General features: G+C 70.0%; 19 protein-coding genes. 7 read left to right on the top strand and 12 right to left on the bottom strand.

Features of this window, described 5'->3' with window-relative positions; translation table 11 throughout:
- Nucleotides 1–68: 68 nt before the first annotated feature.
- The 3 genes from AB0N06_RS13040 to AB0N06_RS13030 all read left to right on the top strand — a co-directional run bounded on the left by AB0N06_RS13040 (nucleotide 69) and on the right by AB0N06_RS13030 (nucleotide 2,147).
- Nucleotides 69–497, top strand: coding sequence for an organic hydroperoxide resistance protein (locus AB0N06_RS13040; protein WP_366134742.1), 429 nt, complete (start codon nucleotides 69–71; stop codon nucleotides 495–497).
- A gap of 226 nt (nucleotides 498–723) precedes the next feature.
- The gene (locus tag AB0N06_RS13035) at nucleotides 724–1,524 is read left to right on the top strand and encodes an EI24 domain-containing protein (RefSeq protein ID WP_366134741.1); all 801 of its coding nucleotides are present in this window, start codon (nucleotides 724–726) and stop codon (nucleotides 1,522–1,524) included.
- Nucleotides 1,525–1,538: 14 nt separating this feature from the next.
- Complete coding sequence (locus AB0N06_RS13030; RefSeq protein WP_266985987.1) at nucleotides 1,539–2,147, top strand: LysE family transporter; 609 nt, start codon at nucleotides 1,539–1,541, stop codon at nucleotides 2,145–2,147.
- Nucleotides 2,148–2,161: 14 nt separating this feature from the next.
- Here AB0N06_RS13030 and AB0N06_RS13025 read toward each other — a convergent pair whose 3' ends face one another.
- The 3 genes from AB0N06_RS13025 to AB0N06_RS13015 all read right to left on the bottom strand — a co-directional run bounded on the left by AB0N06_RS13025 (nucleotide 2,162) and on the right by AB0N06_RS13015 (nucleotide 6,326).
- Complete coding sequence (locus AB0N06_RS13025) at nucleotides 2,162–4,099, bottom strand: FAD-dependent oxidoreductase (RefSeq protein WP_366134740.1); 1,938 nt, start codon at nucleotides 4,097–4,099, stop codon at nucleotides 2,162–2,164.
- A gap of 257 nt (nucleotides 4,100–4,356) precedes the next feature.
- On the bottom strand, nucleotides 4,357–5,358 hold the full coding sequence (locus AB0N06_RS13020) for an aldose epimerase family protein (RefSeq protein ID WP_366134739.1): 1,002 nt from the start codon (nucleotides 5,356–5,358) through the stop codon (nucleotides 4,357–4,359).
- 50 nt (nucleotides 5,359–5,408) lie between these two features.
- The gene (locus AB0N06_RS13015; protein ID WP_366134738.1) at nucleotides 5,409–6,326 is read right to left on the bottom strand and encodes an SGNH/GDSL hydrolase family protein; all 918 of its coding nucleotides are present in this window, start codon (nucleotides 6,324–6,326) and stop codon (nucleotides 5,409–5,411) included.
- A gap of 350 nt (nucleotides 6,327–6,676) precedes the next feature.
- On the opposite strand from AB0N06_RS13015, the gene AB0N06_RS13010 reads away from it, so the two are divergent.
- Complete coding sequence (locus AB0N06_RS13010) at nucleotides 6,677–7,171, top strand: DUF3145 domain-containing protein (protein ID WP_366134737.1); 495 nt, start codon at nucleotides 6,677–6,679, stop codon at nucleotides 7,169–7,171.
- A gap of 228 nt (nucleotides 7,172–7,399) precedes the next feature.
- Here the strand turns inward: AB0N06_RS13010 and fabF are convergent, their stop codons facing one another.
- From fabF to AB0N06_RS12985, 5 genes are all read right to left on the bottom strand, one after another.
- Nucleotides 7,400–8,662, bottom strand: coding sequence for a beta-ketoacyl-ACP synthase II (gene fabF / locus AB0N06_RS13005; RefSeq protein ID WP_366134736.1), 1,263 nt, complete (start codon nucleotides 8,660–8,662; stop codon nucleotides 7,400–7,402).
- Between the two features lie 77 nt (nucleotides 8,663–8,739).
- Nucleotides 8,740–8,988 (bottom strand): acyl carrier protein, encoded by a 249-nt coding sequence (locus AB0N06_RS13000; protein ID WP_030925892.1) that lies wholly within the window; start codon nucleotides 8,986–8,988, stop codon nucleotides 8,740–8,742.
- A 63-nt stretch (nucleotides 8,989–9,051) separates the two neighbouring features.
- Nucleotides 9,052–10,053 carry a ketoacyl-ACP synthase III gene (locus AB0N06_RS12995; RefSeq protein ID WP_366134735.1) on the bottom strand — a complete coding sequence of 334 codons (1,002 nt, stop codon included), beginning with the start codon at nucleotides 10,051–10,053 and terminating at the stop codon, nucleotides 9,052–9,054.
- A gap of 13 nt (nucleotides 10,054–10,066) precedes the next feature.
- Nucleotides 10,067–10,981 (bottom strand): ACP S-malonyltransferase, encoded by a 915-nt coding sequence (locus tag AB0N06_RS12990; protein WP_366134734.1) that lies wholly within the window; start codon nucleotides 10,979–10,981, stop codon nucleotides 10,067–10,069.
- Nucleotides 10,982–11,070: 89 nt separating this feature from the next.
- Nucleotides 11,071–12,270 (bottom strand): helix-turn-helix domain-containing protein, encoded by a 1,200-nt coding sequence (locus AB0N06_RS12985; RefSeq protein ID WP_366134733.1) that lies wholly within the window; start codon nucleotides 12,268–12,270, stop codon nucleotides 11,071–11,073.
- 143 nt (nucleotides 12,271–12,413) lie between these two features.
- Here AB0N06_RS12985 and AB0N06_RS12980 point away from each other — a divergent pair, with 143 nt between their 5' ends.
- Complete coding sequence (locus AB0N06_RS12980) at nucleotides 12,414–13,070, top strand: pirin family protein (protein ID WP_366134732.1); 657 nt, start codon at nucleotides 12,414–12,416, stop codon at nucleotides 13,068–13,070.
- Between the two features lie 119 nt (nucleotides 13,071–13,189).
- A complete protein-coding gene (locus AB0N06_RS12975) occupies nucleotides 13,190–13,834 on the top strand; it encodes a dihydrofolate reductase family protein (protein ID WP_366134731.1) in 645 nt (214 codons plus the stop codon).
- A 33-nt stretch (nucleotides 13,835–13,867) separates the two neighbouring features.
- Here the strand turns inward: AB0N06_RS12975 and AB0N06_RS12970 are convergent, their stop codons facing one another.
- The 3 genes from AB0N06_RS12970 to AB0N06_RS12960 form a co-directional block, all read right to left on the bottom strand.
- On the bottom strand, nucleotides 13,868–14,458 hold the full coding sequence (locus tag AB0N06_RS12970; protein WP_366134730.1) for a GNAT family N-acetyltransferase: 591 nt from the start codon (nucleotides 14,456–14,458) through the stop codon (nucleotides 13,868–13,870).
- A gap of 109 nt (nucleotides 14,459–14,567) precedes the next feature.
- Entirely contained in the window at nucleotides 14,568–14,762 is a 195-nt protein-coding gene (locus tag AB0N06_RS12965) for a DUF397 domain-containing protein (RefSeq protein WP_366134728.1), read from the bottom strand.
- Nucleotides 14,722–15,570, bottom strand: a complete 849-nt coding sequence (locus AB0N06_RS12960) for a helix-turn-helix transcriptional regulator (RefSeq protein ID WP_366134727.1) — start codon at nucleotides 15,568–15,570, stop codon at nucleotides 14,722–14,724. The genes AB0N06_RS12965 and AB0N06_RS12960 overlap by 41 nt, the downstream gene beginning before the upstream one ends.
- Before the next feature lie 85 nt (nucleotides 15,571–15,655).
- On the opposite strand from AB0N06_RS12960, the gene AB0N06_RS12955 reads away from it, so the two are divergent.
- Nucleotides 15,656–16,093, top strand: coding sequence for an ATP-binding protein (locus tag AB0N06_RS12955; protein ID WP_366134726.1), 438 nt, complete (start codon nucleotides 15,656–15,658; stop codon nucleotides 16,091–16,093).
- A 6-nt stretch (nucleotides 16,094–16,099) separates the two neighbouring features.
- Here the strand turns inward: AB0N06_RS12955 and AB0N06_RS12950 are convergent, their stop codons facing one another.
- Nucleotides 16,100–16,921 carry a serine hydrolase domain-containing protein gene (locus AB0N06_RS12950; protein WP_366134725.1) on the bottom strand — a complete coding sequence of 274 codons (822 nt, stop codon included), beginning with the start codon at nucleotides 16,919–16,921 and terminating at the stop codon, nucleotides 16,100–16,102.
- Nucleotides 16,922–16,966 lie beyond the last annotated feature (45 nt).

The raw sequence follows: 16,966 nt of genomic DNA, 5'->3' as shown, positions 1-16,966 counted from the left end.
TTAGTCTCATCACAGGCCGTCGCGATCGTGGGCGCGAGTCGCGGCGCTACAGCAGAGGAACCCTCAGCATGACCATTCAGGACATAACCGTCGCGTACACCGCTGTCGCCACCGCGGAGAACGGCCGTGACGGCCGCGTCTCCTCCAACGACGGCCGGCTCGACGTCGTCGTCAACCCGCCGAAGGAGCTGGGCGGCAGCGGCGCGGGCACCAACCCGGAGCAGCTCTTCGCGGCCGGCTACAGCGCCTGCTTCCAGGGTGCTCTCGGCGTCGTGGCCCGTCAGGAGAAGGCCGACATCTCCGGCTCCACCGTGACCGCCGCCGTCTCCATCGGCAAGACCGCCGAGGGCGGCTTCGGCCTGGAGGTCGCGATCTCCGCGACCATCCCGAACGTCGACACCGCGACCGCACAGTCGCTCATCGAGAAGGCCCACCAGGTGTGCCCGTACTCGAACGCCACGCGCGGCAACATCAAGGTCGAGCTGTCGGTCGCCTGATCGCCCGTACGGCTCGTACGTGACCGAGGGCCGCATCCCCGCCAGGGTGCGGCCCTCGGTTTTCCAGTGCCCCTCCCGGCAACCTTTGCCCCAACCCGGAAGCGTGCCGGATCGTCGGGATCAACCGGCGGACCGGGAAGTACTGGCGCTACGGACGCAACGCGTCCGGCGGCCTGGCCCCGACTCCCCGGTCACCGGTGTCCGCCGTCGCCAGTACGCTGACGCCATGCGTGATCTAGGGGCGGGTTTCAGCTATTTGGTCAAGGGGCAGAGCTGGGTGGCCCGGCACGGGCGATGGTTCGGCTTCGGCCTGATCCCCGGGCTCATCACACTCGTCGTGTACGCGGGAGCGCTCATCGGTCTCGGCTACGGCGCCGACGACCTCGTCGTCTGGGCGACTCCGTTCGCCGACGACTGGTCCAGCCCCTGGATCGGTCTGCTCCGCACTACGCTCACCGTGCTGGTCTTCGCTCTCGGCCTCTTCCTCGCCGTGATCACCTTTACCGCCGTGACCCTGCTGGTCGGCCAGCCGTTCTACGAGTCGCTCTCCGAGGAGGTCGACCGCACGGAGGGCGGCGAGGTCCCCGAGTCGGGGCTGCCGCTCTGGCGCGAGCTGTGGATCTCCGCCCGTGACAGCATCCGCATCCTGGTACGCGCCACGCTCTACGCCGTCCTGCTCTTCGCTCTCGGGTTCGTCCCGGTCGTCGGCCAGACCGTGGTCCCCGTCATCGGCTTCTGCGTCACTGGCTACTTCCTTGCCGAGGAACTCACCGCCGTCGCGCTCCAGCGCCGCGGCATGGTCCTGGCCGACCGGCTCGTCCTGCTGCGCGGCCGCCGCATGCTGGTCCTCGGCTTCGGCGTACCGCTGGGGCTCGCCTTCCTGGTCCCGTTCGTCGCCGTGTTCCTGATGCCGGGCGCCGTCGCCGGGGCCACCTTGCTCGCCCGGCACCTGGTGGCGCCGCCCGCCGACAACGAGGAAGGGGACGAGGGCGCGTCCCCTTCTCCGTACAGCCTCAACACGGACTGAGGAGACCTGAGCCGATGACCGAGATCATCGCCGTCGCCGTCATCACCGTCCTCGCCGTCATCAGCCCGGGCGCCGACTTCGCGATGGTCGTGCGCAACAGCTATCTGTACGGCCGGACGACCGGGCTCCTCGCCGCCGCCGGTGTCGCCGCAGGTGTCCTGGTCCATGTCACGTACACCATGCTCGGCGTCGGGCTGCTGATCGCGTCCTCGACCGTCCTGTTCACCGCGATCAAGCTGGCGGGTGCGGCGTATCTCGTCTACATCGGGGTACGGACCTTCTTCGCCCGCAACGACCTCGCCGTCGACCTGGAGTCGAAGCCGGGACTGAGCCGTCTCGGGGCCCTGCGCACCGGCTTCCTCACCAATGCGCTGAACCCCAAGACCACCCTCTTCGTCGTGTCGACGTTCACCCAGGTCGTCGGACCCGACACCGGCCTGTGGCGGCAGGCCGGCTACGGGCTCTTCATGTCCCTCGCCCATCTCGGCTGGTTCGGACTGGTCGCGCTGTTCTTCTCGCACGCCCACCTGCGCACCGCGATGCTGCGGTGGCAGAAGGTCCTCAACCGGGGCATCGGATCGGTGCTCGTCGGACTGGGTGTCACGCTGGGACTCGCCCGCTGAGTCCGTGACGGACGTCAGCTCGTGTGCACTTCCAGTGCCGTGCGGACCGCCGACTCCAACGCCCCTTCGATCCAGGCGGGCTTGACCGAGGTGTGACAGCCCGCGAAGTGCAGCGGCCCCTCGACCGAGCGCACATCGGCGAACAGTTCGGTGTGCTGGCCGGGCAGCAGCACCGATGCTTCGCCGTACGCGTACGGGTCGCGCATCCACGACTGGGTGGCGCCGACCCCCGTGTAGAAGACCTCGATGCGCTGCCCGTACACGTCCTGCACGCCGCCCAGGGCGTGCGGGTAGCGCTCGTCGTCGTCCAGGGAGTCCCACTTCAGGGCGTCGTCGGCCCAGCTGTACGAGGCGAGGAGGACACCTCCCTTGCTTCCGTCGACCGGGTGGGAGGGCTGGAACATGAAGCGGTTGGCGTTGTCGGTGACGGATCCGCCGCCGATGACATGCGCCGCCTCGGGCTGGTCGCGGGCGGTCGCGCGGTACGCCGCATAGTGCACGCGCTGGTTGGGCGGAAGATGTCCGGGCGGTACGGAGGGGTGCGCGCCGAGCAGTGAACCGTCGGCCGGCGCCTTGCCGAGCCGGTAGGCGTCGTACAGACCGGGCCGGATCCTGTCCAGCTCGGCCTTCCAGTCCTTCTCCTCGAACTCCCACCAGCGGAGGCTGAATTCGAGCAGCACCTTGGTGGCCGCGTCGTAGTGGACCTCGGTGATCGCGCGCCGCTTGCCGTACGAGAGCGCGGGCGTGACCGGGATGTGGCGCAGCCCGGAGAACGGCACGGTGACGATCGCCCGGTCGCCGGTGAACGTCTCCCGCACGACCTTTCCGTTACGGCCCTCGGACACCGTCTCGACCCGGACGCTGTCGGCTTCGTAGCTGATCCTGGCGGCCCGGCGGTCCAGCCGCACCAGGCCCTTGACCCGTGCGTACATGGCGTCGGCCAGGGTCGCCGTGCCGCCGGGCAGCTCGTAGAACGCGGTGTCCGGGCTGATCAGGGAGGCTCCGATGAAGCTGTGCACAAAGGCGAGATGGAGCCGCGAGGTGAGGTTCTCGACCGTGCCGATGAGGTCGATGGTGCGCTCGTCGAGCTTGGCCGCCTCGGTCAGGAAGCGGAACATCGACCAGTGTCCGTACCGCTGGATGACGCGCGCCCAGCCCTCGACGAGCTCCCGGCCCTCCTTGCCCTCGAACTCCTTGCGTACGGGCGCGAAGGCCTCCCGCACGATGGTCGCGGCGGTCTTGTTCTCGAACTCCGCGGGGACCCCGAAGGAGCGGTTGAGCACCTGCGGCTTCTTCGCGTAGTCCGCCTTGCGGACCCGGATGCCGTTGACGTGGATCCAGGTGTGGTTGACGGGCTCTCCCGCGCCGTCGACATCGACGAGGTAGAAGCGGCGGCGCTTCAGACCGAAGCTGTCCATGAGCCCGGTGACGAGCGGGTGGCTGTCGGGAATCCGCATCGCCCCGGCCTCGGCGTACTGCCTCGAGTCGGCGAACGGAGCCTTCGCGTTCTCGTGGCCGCCCTTGCGGAAGGTCTTGATCCGGCCGCCGACCCGGTTGCCGTTGGCCTCGATCACGGTGACGGTGTGCCCGGCGCTGCTGAGCAGATGGGCGGCGGTCAGGCCGGCCGGACCCGCACCGATGATCAGCACCTTCTTGGGGGGCTTGCGGCTGCGCGGCAGGCCCGTGGAGAGCAGGATGTCGCCGTAGTGCGGCACCAGCGGCTCGTCCTGCTCGTCGCGTACGAGGATGGCCCGGGCGATGGCCAGGCAGGCGTTCCAGTCGGAGCCGGGGGCCACCTCGGGGGCCGCAGGCACCGCGAGGGAGTCGGGCGTGGCCGCGTTCGCCGAGGTCACGGCGGTCGTGACGAGGGTGGCGGCGCCGGCGGCGGCGCCCGCGATCATGGTGCGCCGCGAGGGCAGGGCAGAGGTCGCTTCGGCTGGCTCGGTAGTCATGCGGACACCCTGGTGGCGAGGAAGGGAGCGCGTTGCCCGGACACGCGCAGACCGCGCGGAATCACTCGCAGGTGCCGCTTATCGATCTTGTCGTATCGGTGTTGTCGCAGGTCATCTCACTCGTGAGTGGAGTCGTCGCGCTAGCTCGGCGGCGTGCGCCCGACTGCGGCCACGGAGGTCAAGGAGGAGCGGCAGCCCCTCGGTCCGGAGAGCCGTGGAGCGGCACCTGACCCCGCTCCGGGGCTCTCCTCGTCCGGTCACCGCACCGAGAACCCGTACACGGTCGTCGACACGTACTCCTCGCCCGGCCGCAGCACCGTGCTCGGGAACTCCGGCCGGTTCGGCGAGTCCGGGAAGTGCTGCGTCTCCAGCGCGATCCCGGCGCAGGGCCGGTACGGTCGCCCGTCGAAGTGGTCGGCGGTGTACAACTGCATCCCGGGCTCGGTCGTGGCGACGGTCAGGACGCGCCCCGAGCCGGGGTCGCACAGCTCGGCCACCGGACCGTCCACCGCCTCGTCCAGCACGAAGTTGTGGTCGTACCCCGTACCGACCGTCCGCGCCTCACGGAAGTCGAACCGGGTGCCGTCCACCGGCAGCAGCTCGCCCGTGGGAATCGACTCGCCGTCCACCGGGGTGATCCGCCCGGCCGCGATCCGCAGGGTGTGCCCGGTCGCACTGCCACTGTCGGTGCCGGCCAGATTCCAGTACGTGTGACTGGTCAGGTTCACCACGGTCGGTGCGTCCGTCGTCGCCCGGTACGCGATGCGCAGCGCCCCGTCCTCGTCCAGGGTGTACGCGGCCGAGACCGCCAGCCGCCCCGGGAAGCCCTCCTCGCCGTCCTCCGCGACCAGCGACAGCTCCACGCCGCCCGGGACCTCCCGCGCCTCCCACACGCGCTTGTCGAAGCCGCAGGCCCCGCCGTGCACATGGTTGCGCCCCTCGTTCCGGGTCACGTGGTGGGTCTGCCCGTCGAGCACGAAGGAAGCGCCCGCGATCCGGTTCGCGTACCGTCCGACCAGCACCCCGAAGTAGGGGCCCGAGAACGTCTCGTACGCCGCGAGGTCCGGCAGCCCGAGTGCCACCCCGGCCCGCACGCCGTCCCGTCCGGGCACCTCCACCGACTGCACGATGCCGCCGTAGGTCAGGACGTGTACCCGCGTACCGGCCCGTTCCAGCGTCCAGCGGTGGACGGCGGTGCCGTCCGCGAGGGTGCCGAAGAGTTCCGTACGCATCGCCGTGCTGCTCACACCGGTGTCCATGATCACGGACCTTAGACCGACCGGCACATGGGGGGCGACGTCGCGGGGGGCTACGCCGGGGGCTTCCGAGCCGTGATATTGCGGTACGCGATCTCGGCGAGCCGGGCCTGGCCGCTCAGCCCCGGATGGAACCAGTCCCACGGACTGAGCTGCCGGCCGGTGAACCGGTAGTCGAAGACGGCACCGCCGTCGTACCGGCAGCGCAGATCCTTCGCGCACACGTTCCGCAGCACCTCGTTGTACGCCACGACCCGCTCCTGCACCGAGGCGCGGCGCGCCTCGGCCCCGGCGCTCATGTCATCCGCATGGCCCAGCATCGACTTGCAGATGCCCAGCTTCCAGATCTGCTTGCCCAAGGGGTTGTCGCGCCCCGTCGACCAGAGGCGTTTGAGATCCGGCACGCTCGACACGTACACCTGCGCCTTCGGCGCCTTGCTGCGGAGCTGACGCATCGACGCCTCGAACGAGGCCCGGAAGTCCGCCACCGGCGTCATCAGTCCCGCCGAGTCCCGGCAGGCGTCGTTGGCGCCGATCATCACGGTCACCAGGTCCGGCTTCCGCTCCGCCGCGAGAGCCATCTGCTCCGGCAATTGGGCGATCCGGGCCCCGGTCTCGGCGTGGTTCCAGCTGCGCGAGGCCGCGCCCGAGGAGCCGAGCAGCCGCACGGCGAGGCTCCGGACCTGGCTGTCCGTGCCGGTCGCCCAGGAGACCTCGGGGCAGTCGGCCAGCACGGAACAGGCGTCGAAACCACGCGTGATGGAATCCCCGACCGCGGCGACCGACCCTGGACTCGGGTTCCAGACGGGGGACGGTGCGGCAGACGGGTGGTGCCGCCCGGCGGCGGACCCCTTGGTCGTCGTGTCCGGCCCGGTGTCACAGCCGGCCAGCGCGGCCACGGCGATCACCGGAAGCGCCGTCAGAACGGCGGCACTGGTGCGCGAGCGATGGCTCGCGGAACGATTCTGCATCCCTCATGCCCTCCCGTTTATGCCCCCGGCAACCCCCGTGGTCCCAGGCGACACACCCGCGCGCCCTGCCGGGTGAAAGCTCTGCGATTGATGGGCCCAGGACCGACGGTACGTCACACCTCGGGCGCCAGCGCACGGTAGCTTTTCTCCGTCGAACCAGTGCCGCGTTCCGCCACCCGACTCCACTTGGGTGGCTTCGTATCATCACATCACGTCACATACCGTCCCTTTTCCGGAGATTAACCCCCGATGCTGTTTACTGACGACAGCCTCGGGGACCGGCCGAGTAAAGGCGGTACGGGCGCGAGGCCGCTGGGGAAGGCGAACCTCGTCCCACACTGGAGGTCCCGGTGACGACACGTGGAGTTCTGTACGTTCACTCCGCACCGCGCGCGCTCTGCCCACATATCGAATGGGCGGTGGCGGGTGTCCTCGGTGTGCGGGTTCAGCTCGACTGGATCAGACAGCCGGCCTCGCCCGGTACCTGGCGGTCCGAGTTCTCCTGGAAGGGTGCCGCGGGTACCGCGTCGAAGCTTGCCTCCGCACTGCGGGGGTGGGATCTGCTGCGCTTCGAGGTGACGGCGGAGCCGTGTGCGACGGCGGAGGGTGAGCGGTACAGCTCCACGCCGGAGCTGGGCATCTTCCACGCGGTCACCGGCATGCACGGCGACATCCTGGTGCCGGAGGACCGGCTGCGGGCCGCGCTGGCGCGGTCGGTGCGGGGGGAGACGGAGCTGGAGGCGGAGATCGCCAAACTTCTCGGCAAGCCGTGGGACGACGAGTTGGAGTCGTTCCGGCATGCGGGGGAGGGGGCTCCGGTGCGGTGGCTCCACCAGGTGGTGTGAGGGGCGTCTGCGGCGGGCCTGTTCCCCTGGCCGCCCCTTCCCGAAACCGGGGCCCCGCGTCTCACACGCCGGCGAGGCCGGAATCCGGCGCGACACAAATCAGCCCCGCCGGCGATTGAGGAGCGGGGCCCGAAGACAGAGCCCCGCCGAAACGTCCCGCACAGCGGACGAGGCCCGCCTCCCCACTCGGGGGAGGCGGGCCTCGGTGTACCGGGCGCGGGCCGTGGATCAGACGCTGCGGAACGCCAGCACCACGTTGTGCCCCCCGAACCCGAACGAGTTGTTGATCGCGGCGATCGGCCCCTCGGGCAACGGACGGGGCTCATCGCGCACGATGTCCGCATCCACCGCCTCGTCGAGGTTTTCCACGTTGATCGTCGGCGGAGCCATCCGGTGGTGCAGCGCCAGGACCGTCGCAACGGTCTCGATGCCGCCCGCGCCACCGAGCAGGTGACCGGTCATCGACTTCGTCGCGGAGATCGCGACATGGTCGAGGTCGTCGCCCAGAACCTTGCGCAGAGCCTTCAGCTCCGCGACGTCGCCCTGCGGCGTCGACGTGGCGTGCGCGTTGAGGTGCACGACCTCCGACGGCTTGAGATCCGTCTGGTCCAGCAGGTTCTGCATCGCGGCAGCGATCCCGCGCCCCGTCGGCTCGGGCTGGGCGATGTGGTGGGCGTCCGCGGACAGCCCCTGCCCCAGCACCTCGCAGTAGACCTTGGCGCCCCGCGCGGCAGCGTGCTCCGCGGACTCCAGGACCACGACGCCCGCGCCCTCGCCGAGCACGAAGCCGTCACGGCCCGTGTCGTACGGACGAGACGCCTTCTCGGGCTCGTCGTTGTTCTTGGACATCGCCATCATGTTGGCGAACGCCGCGATCGGCAGCGGGTGGATGGCCGCCTCGGTGCCACCGGCGAGCACGACATCGGCGCGGCCGGAGCGGATCATCTCGACGGCGTACCCGATGGCCTCGGCGCCCGACGCACAGGCGGAGACCGGGGTGTGGACACCGGCCTGTGCGTTGACCTCGAGGCCGACGTTGGCGGCCGGGCCGTTCGGCATGAGCATGGGCACGGTGTGCGGGGAGACGCGGCGTACGCCCTTCTCCTTCAGCACGTCGTACTGGTCGAGGAGCGTGATCACACCACCGATACCGGAGGCGATGACCGAGCCGAGCCGGTCGGGCTGGATCTTCTCGTCCTCACCGGCCTTGCCGGTGAAGCCGGCGTCCGCCCACGCCTCGCGGGCCGCGATCAGCGCGAACTGCGCCGAGCGGTCCAGCTTGCGGGCGAGCGGGCGGGGCAGTACGTCGCCCGGGTCGACGGCCGCGAGGGCGGCGATCCGGACGGGCAGTTCGGCGAAACGCTCGCCCTCGAGAGGCTTGACGCCGGAACGACCGGCCATCAGACCTTCCCAGGTCGACGCCGAGTCGCCACCCAGCGGAGTGGTTGCGCCGATACCGGTGACGACCACGGTGCGATTGGTCGAGTTCACTGGAAAATCTTCTCCACGTGTAGAGGGTCGTGAATCAGCGGCGCCACCGCCGGGTGGCGACACACGAGCCGGCTGGATCAGGCCTGGTGCTTCAGGATGTAGTCGGCAGCGTCGCCGACCGTCTTGAGGTTCTTGACGTCCTCGTCCGGGATCTTGACGTCGAAGCGCTCTTCGGCGGCGACGACGACCTCGACCATGGACAGCGAGTCGACGTCCAGGTCGTCGGTGAAGGACTTGTCCAGCTGGACGTCCTCGACCGGGATACCGGCGATCTCGTTGACGATCTCGGCGAGACCGTTGACGATCTCTTCCTGGGTGGCGGCCATGTTGGCGCTCCTTCGATGTGTTTCTGCAGGGTACGGACGTCCGGACCGGAAGGTCCGGTGTGCCTAGGGGAGAGTAACGACCGTCGCGGCGTAGACGAGACCCGCCCCGAAGCCGATGACGAGCGCGGTGTCGCCGCTCTTCGCCTGACCGGTCGCCAGAAGCCGCTCCATAGCGAGCGGAATCGAGGCGGCGGAGGTGTTGCCGGTGGTCTCCACGTCACGGGCGACCGTGACATGCTCCGGCAGCTTCAGGGTCTTCACCATCGAGTCGATGATCCGCATGTTGGCCTGGTGCGGGATGAAGACGTCCAGGTCTTCCGGGGCGATCCCGGCCGCGTCCAGCGCCTGCTGGGCGACCTTCGCCATCTCGAAGACGGCCCAGCGGAAGACCGCCTGACCCTCCTGCGTGATGGCCGGGAACTTCTCCGGGCGCTCGGCGTGGAACTCGTCCCACGCCACGGTCTGCTTGATCGTCTCGGACTTGTCGCCCTCGGAGCCCCAGACCGTCGGGCCTATGGCGGGGACCTTGGAGGGGCCGACGACGACCGCGCCGGCACCGTCGCCGAACAGGAACGCCGTCGCGCGGTCGTGCAGGTCGGTGAGGTCGCTGAGCCGCTCCACGCCGATGACGAGGACGTACTCCGCCGAACCCTCGACGATCATGCCCTTGGCGAGGGTCAGACCGTAGCCGAACCCGGCGCAGCCGGCGGAGATGTCGAACGCGGCGGGCTTGCCCGCACCGATCTTGTAGGCGATCTCGGTCGCGATGGCCGGCGTCTGCTTGAAGTGCGAGACGGTGGAGACGATGACGGCGCCGATCTGCTCCGGCATGATGCCGGCATCCGCGATGGCCTTGCCGGACGCTGCCACGGACATCGCGGCCACGGTCTCCTCCTCGGAGGCCCAGTGGCGGGTGGCGATGCCGGAGCGGGAGCGGATCCACTCGTCCGACGAGTCGATCGTTTCGAGGATCACCTCGTTGGGCACGACACGGGTCGGGCGGTAGCCGCCGACACCCATGATCCGTGCGTACGGGGCGCCCTGACTGGGCTTGATCTTCGACATGCTCTCGGGCTCCTTAGGCGTCTGCGTGCTCAGCGAGGAGCGCGCGGGCCGCGTCGAGGTCGTCGGGGGTCTTGAGCGCGAGGGTCCGCACCCCGGGCAGTGCCCGCTTGGCGAGACCGGTCAGGGTTCCACCCGGGCAGGCCTCGATGAGCGTCGTGACTCCCAGCTCCTTGAACGTCTCCATGCACAGGTCCCAGCGGACCGGGTTGGCGACCTGCCCGACCAGCCGCGAGACGACCTCGGCGCCGGTGGCGACCGGCTTCCCGTCGGCGTTCGAGACATATGTCACAGTCGGCTCGGAGACCGTCAGTGCCGCGGCGGCCTCGCGGAGCCGGTCGACCGCGGGAGCCATGTGGTGCGTGTGGAAGGCGCCGGCGACCTTGAGGGGCACCACGCGGCGTACGCCCTCGGGCATGTCCTTGGTCAGCGCGGCGATCTGCGCGGCGGTGCCGGCGGCGACGATCTGGCCGCCCCCGTTGACGTTCGCCGGGGTCAGCCCGAGCATCTCCAGGTGAGGGACCGTCACGTCGGGGTCGCCGCCGAGCAGCGCCGCCATGCCGGTCTCCGTGACTGCTGCGGCGTCCGCCATGGCGAGCCCGCGGGTGCGTACGAGACGGAGCGCGGCCTCCTCGTCGAGGACACCGGCGAGCGCCGCCGCGGTGATCTCACCAACGCTGTGACCTGCGACGACATCGGGTGACGCGGCCAGTGCGGCGGCGGACAGCAGGCCCGCGGCGACCAGCAGCGGCTGAGCCACCGCGGTGTCGCGGATCTCGTCCGCGTCGGCCTTCGTGCCGTAGTGGGCGAGGTCGAGCCCGATGGCGTCGGACCAGGCCGCGACGCGGTCGGAGGCACCGGGGAGGTCGAGCCAGGGAGTCAGGAAGCCGGGCGTCTGAGCGCCTTGGCCGGGAGCGACGAGTACGAGCACCCTCACACTCTCTCTTGTGAACGGTCCTGAACGCCCGTGGGGACAGGGACGAAGAACCGTAGGGGGAATTGTTGATGTCCGACAAAAGTTTAGGACTGGGTATCCCTGTCGGCCAGGCGCCCCAGAATCAGGGCGATTCGCAGCGTGAACGCCGAGCGGACATCGGAGGGTGACCATCCGGTGACGTCTGTCACACGTCGAAGCCGGTAGCGCACGGTGTTGGGGTGCACGAACAGCATCCGGGCCGCGCCCTCCAGGCTGCTCGCCTGCTCCAGGTACACGCTCAGTGTCTCCAGCAGCGCCGAGCCCGCTTCCTCCAGCGGTCTGTAGATCTCCTCCACCAACTGGTCACGCGCGGCGGGGTCGCCCGCAATGGCGCGCTCCGGCAGCAGGTCATCCGCCAGAACCGGCCGCGGTGCGTCCTGCCAGGCGCCGCACGCCTTGAGCCCGGCGGCGGCGGCCTGGGCGGACCGGGTGGCCGCCAGCAGGTCGGGCACCACGGGCCCGGCGACGACCGGGCCGGCCGCGTAGGGGCCGATCAGCGCCTTCGCGACGTGCAGCGGGTTGTCGCTGCCGCCCGCGATGACGACCAGACGGCTGCCGAGCACCCCGGTGAGGACCTGGAGTTTGGCGTGGCGGGCGGCGCGCCGGATCGCCTCGACGGTCAGTTCGCTGTCGCCGTCGGGGGCCGTACCGAGGATCACGCACACATGCTCGGGGGAGTTCCAGCCGAGCGCGGCGGCCCGGGAGACGGCGCCCTCGTCGGCCTCCCCGGACAGCACCGCGTTCACCACGAGCGATTCCAGCCGGGCGTCCCAGGCGCCGCGCGCCTCGGCCGCCTGCGCGTACACCTGGGCCGTCGCAAAGGCGATCTCCCGCGCGTACACGAGCAGCGCCTCGCGCAGCAGCGACTCGTCGCCGGGCGCGGCGACCTCCTCGATCGCGGCCTCCATGACCTCGATCGTCGTGCGCACCATCTCGACGGTCTGGCGCAGTGTGATCGCTCTGGTCAGCTCACGCGGAGCCGTGCCGAACACATCGGTGGAGATGGCCTGCGGCGTCTCCGGGTGCCGGAACCACTCGGTGAAGGCGGCGATTCCGGCCTGGGCCACCAGGCCGATCCAGGACCGGTTCTCCGGCGGCATCGCCCGGTACCAGGGCAGCGACTCGTCCATGCGGGCGATCGCGTTCGCGGCCAGCCGGCCGGAGGACTGCTCCAGCCGCTTCAGTGTCGCGGCATGCAGGTGGGCGTCATTCGCAGCAGGCTGCTCAGGATCGGGTCGGGGCACGGAGACAAGACTGCCTTATCGGGCCGCGGGCACGGTGGGCCGGGGCCACCGCGGGTCGTACGTCGGGTGCTGTCGCGGGTGGTACTGCCGAGTAGCGGCGAGGGTGGGGGGGCGGGGCCGCCGCACCGGGCTACCGTGGGCGGGTGATATCCGTTCAGCGCTCCGACGACCGCTTCACGGGTGGGGACGAGGCCGCCGGCATCGAGTCCCTGCACGCCTTCTCGTTCGGCGCCTTCTATGATCCGGACAACCTCCGCTTCGGCGCGGTCCTGGCCTGCAACGAGGAGCGGCTCGCCCCCGGCGCGGGCTTCGACGAGCACCCGCACAGCCATACGGAGATCGTCACCTGGGTCGTCGAGGGCGAGCTGACCCACCGCGATTCGGCCGGCCATGCGACTGTCGTGCGGGCCGGGGATCTCCAGCACCTCAGCGCCGCGGCCGGGGTGCGCCACGTCGAACGCAACGACGGAGACGTTCCGCTGACGTTCCTTCAGATGTGGCTGGCCCCGCTCTCCCCGGGCGGCGAACCCTCCTACACGATCGTTCCCGGCATCGCCGACTCCACCCCGTACGCCCTCCCGGAGGCGGGCGCCCTGCTGCATGTGCGCAGACTCGCCGAGGGCGAGCGCACGGCGGTGCCGGACGCGGCGCGGGTGTACGTCCACGTGGTGGCCGGGGGTGTGCGGATCGGCGACGAGGAACTGGCACCCGGCGACGCGGCGCGGATCACCGGGGAGGAGGGGCTGGAGTTGGTGGCGGTCGAGCCGGCCGAGGTGCTGATCTGGGAGATGGCGGCCTGAGCCGGCAGGACACTTGCAGCCCGAAATCCGGTTGGTCACGGACGTGGCGATGAGTTTTCCTGGCTCGAAGAGTCTCATCATTGTTGCCGAAGTTGTTGCCGAAGAAACGGGAGGAACGCATGGCTCAGCTACTGAGAGTCCAGAACTTCAATGTCTCAAGTGACGGAGTCGGGGCCGGTGAGGACCAGAGCTTCGAGAGTCCGTTCGGCCACGTCAACCCCGAGAGGCTGTTTGCCTGGGCCGGCGCCACGGCGAGCTGGCCCATGCGCACAGACCCCGGAGGGAGCCGGGGCCTCGACGACTACTTCACGCGCGACTACGCACACAACATCGGCGCCGAGATCATGGGCCGCAACAAGTTCGGGCCCCAGCGCGGGCCCTGGCACGACCACGAGTGGCGCGGCTGGTGGGGCGACGAGCCCCCGTTCCGCACCCCAGTGTTCGTCATGACCCACCACGGGCGTCCTTCGTTCACGCTGTCCGACACCACGTTCCACTTCGTCGACGGGGATCCGGCCGCGGTCCTCCAACAGGCGCGGGAGGCGGCCGAGGGCAAGGACGTCCGACTCGGCGGCGGAGTCGCCACCATCCGGCAGTTCCTCGACGCCGGTCTCGTCGACACCCTGCATGTGGTGGTCTCGCCGGTGAAGCTCGGATCCGGACTGCGGCTCTGGGAGTCACCCGATGAGCTGCTCGACCGGTACCACCTGGAGGTCGTCCCCAGCCCGAGCGGTGTGGCGCACCACCTGTTCTGGCGGAAGTGACACGAGGGGCCACTCGGAGAGGACGGCGGGGCGCTACCGGTCCGCGCCCCGCCGCCACATCGACCACATCGGTGGCCCGGCCCGGAACGTCATCTCCTCCTGCACGACGAAGCCGTGCCGCCGGTAGAAGGTCAGATTGCGGCGGTTGCTCGACTCCAGGAACACCGGGCGCCCGTCCGCGTCCGCCTGCTTCAGCAGCCCGCCGAGCACCTGCGACCCGCGCCCGGTGCCGCGCGCGTCCGCGTGGGTGCCGATGTACTCGACGTACCAGTGCGCGGGGTCGGCCGGGTGGCGGTGCTCCAATGCGAGCAACCGCATTCCGGTCCGGGGAAGTTGGGCCCGCCCCGCCAGCAGGAGCGTGCCCGCGTTGCGCAGCAGATAGCTCACCGGGAGCTTCCACTTCCCGGGCTCGGCCCACACCGCCGCCACCGTGCGGTCCGGGTCGGTCCACACCCGGCCCGCCGGGACCTGCTGCGCCAGATGCGCGGTGAACAGCAGCCGCAGCCGCCGGTCCCGGTCGTGCGGCATCAGCCAGGACCAGACGGGGTCCTCGGCATAGGCGCTGGCGAGTACGGAAGCGAGCGCCGGTACGTCGGAGGCGGCGGCGCGGACTATGTCGGCCATGGCCGAGGAGGGTAGCGGTTCCCCAGGCCTCGGACGAGGGCCCGTCGCCCCCGGGCGTGTGTAGTGCATATCCGTCCCGAGCCCCTTCGGCGGAGGGCTTCGGGTGCGGTCAGCGGAGCCCGTCGACGAAGCTCTGCCAGGCGGCGGCGCCGATGGTCAGCACGGGGCCGTCGGGGTTCTTGCTGTCGCGGACGGGGACGGCGCAGGGGAGGCCGTCGGCCACCTCGACGCATTCGCCGCCGGTGCTTCCGCTGTAACTGGACTTACGCCACCGCGCGTTCTTCAGTTCGGGACCGGTCTCCATAACGCTCCTCCATCACGCGGGTGATCAGAGCCGCGGAGTCCTCGACAGAGAGGGCGGCGGCCTGCAAGCGAGCGTAACGGAGCGCGGCCTCCTTGACCGTGTCGAGGTTGGCCGTCATATGGCCGGAGACGATGTCTTCCGTGTAGACGATGTCGGGATCGTCATCGAAGCGCATCGTGGTGAACGAGCCGTCGAGACTGGCGTGTTCACCTGCCGCGAAGGGCAGCACCTGAATCTGCATCCAGCGATGGTCGGTGACGTCCAACAGCCGCTGGAGTTGCTTCCGCATCACCTCGTGACCGCCGATCGGCCGGTGCAGCACGGCCTCGTCGAGGACGGCCCAGGCGAGCGGCGGCCGTTCCCGCTCCAGGATGCGCTGGCGCTCCATCCGTGCCGCCACCAAGCCTGTGAGGTCGTCGGGCATCCCGGTGGCGAGCACCGCCCGTGCGTACTCCCCCGTCTGTAACAGCCCGTACACCAACTGCGCCTGGTACGTGGAGATGTACGCGGCGCGCGACTCCATCTCGGCGTACGGCTGGAACCAGGCGGGCAGTTGGCTTCGCAGGACCAGGCCGATCAGCCGGGAGAACACCCCGTCCGTGCCGAGTGCCGCGTCCAGCCGCTCGGCGAAGTCGCGGGTGGGGACCTTCTTCGTCGTCTCGACCTGGCCGATCAGGGAACCCGTGCAGAAGATGATCTCGCCGAGCTGGCCCTGTTTGAGGTTGTTGGCCTCTCTCTGGCGGCGCAGCTCCCAGCCGTAATAGTCCAACGGGGAGGCGCTGGGGTCGAGCGATTGGACGTTGGCCACAGCGGGGCACCTCCGGCGTTCAACGCCTCACGACGTTCGTTTCCGTACGTAGCCGAGCGTAACCACGTCGCTGCACTCTGGTGACATGAATCATGTAATTGATCCGCAGGCCGACGATCTGCTGGAGGCGACCTACCGCGCCGACTTCGCGATCGGTGAGCACTCGGCCAGGCATCTGCGCCGCATCCTGCACCTCTACCTCACCCGCTGGGGGCTTCTCGACGTCGCCGACGCCGCGGAGTTGGCGCTCACCGAACTGATCGCCAATGTCGTACGGCATGTCCCCGGCCGCCGCTGCCAGACGCTCATCTTCCTGCTCCCGGCCAGGGGTGTGCGCGTCGAGGTCGCTGACGACTGTCCGGAACTGCCTCGTGCGGTCGAGGGTGACGCGCTCGACGAGGGCGGGAGAGGGCTGATCCTGGTCGACGCCGTCACCGACGGGTGGGGCGTGGAGGCGCGCCGCGACGGGACCGGCAAGACGGTGTGGTTCGAGTGCCTGGCCACGAAAGCGGCCGACGGGTGACTTCTCTCAGTGGCGGGAGCCGAGCTCCGCGAGCACCGCGTCCGTGAACGACGGCCACACCTCCACCGCCCACGGGCCGAAGGCCCGGTCGGTCAGCGCGACGCAGGCCGCACCCGCGACCGGGTCGATCCACAGGAACGTCCCGGACTGGCCGAAGTGCCCGAAGGTCGCGGGTGACGAGGAACTGCCGGTCCAGTGCGGCGACTTGTGGTCCCGGATCTCGAAGCCGAGCCCCCAGTCGTTGGGGTTCTGGTGGCCGTAGCCCGGCAGCACGCCCTTCAGGCCGGGGTGTACGACGGTCTGCGCGGCCAGCACCGTACGCGGGTCGAGCAGCCGCGGCGCCTGTATTTCCGCCGCGAACCGCACGAGGTCGTCGACGGTCGAGACACCGTCCTTGGCGGGCGAGCCGTCCACTGTGGTCGCGGTCATCCCCAGCGGCTCCAGCACCGCCTGGCGTATGTACTCCGGGAACGGGATGTCGGTGGCCTTGGCGATGTGGTCGCCGAGCACCTCGAAGCCCGCGTTGGAGTACAGCCGCCGGGTGCCCGGCGCGGCCGTCGCCCGGTGCTCGTCGAAGGCGAGCCCGCTGGTGTGCGCGAGCAGATGCCGGACGGTGGACCCCTCGGGCCCGGCCGGTTCGTCGAGCTCGACCGCGCCTTCCTCGTACGCCACGAGCGCCGCATAGGCCGCGATCGGCTTGGTGACCGAAGCGAGCGGGAAACGGTGCGCGGTCGGGCCGTGCGTACCGACGACGGTTCCATCCGCTCGTACGACGGCCGCCGCCGCGGTGGGGACGGGCCAGTTGTCGATCATCGCCAGGCTCTGCATGCGTACGAGCCTAAAGGGCCGTCCTGCACTGCTCGGAGGGGGTGG

Source organism: Streptomyces sp. NPDC051020 (genome assembly GCF_040683105.1).
Taxonomy (GTDB): domain Bacteria; phylum Actinomycetota; class Actinomycetes; order Streptomycetales; family Streptomycetaceae; genus Streptomyces.
The sequence above is the reverse complement of the archived record's forward strand: the minus strand, read 5'-3'. Positions and strand labels throughout refer to the sequence as shown.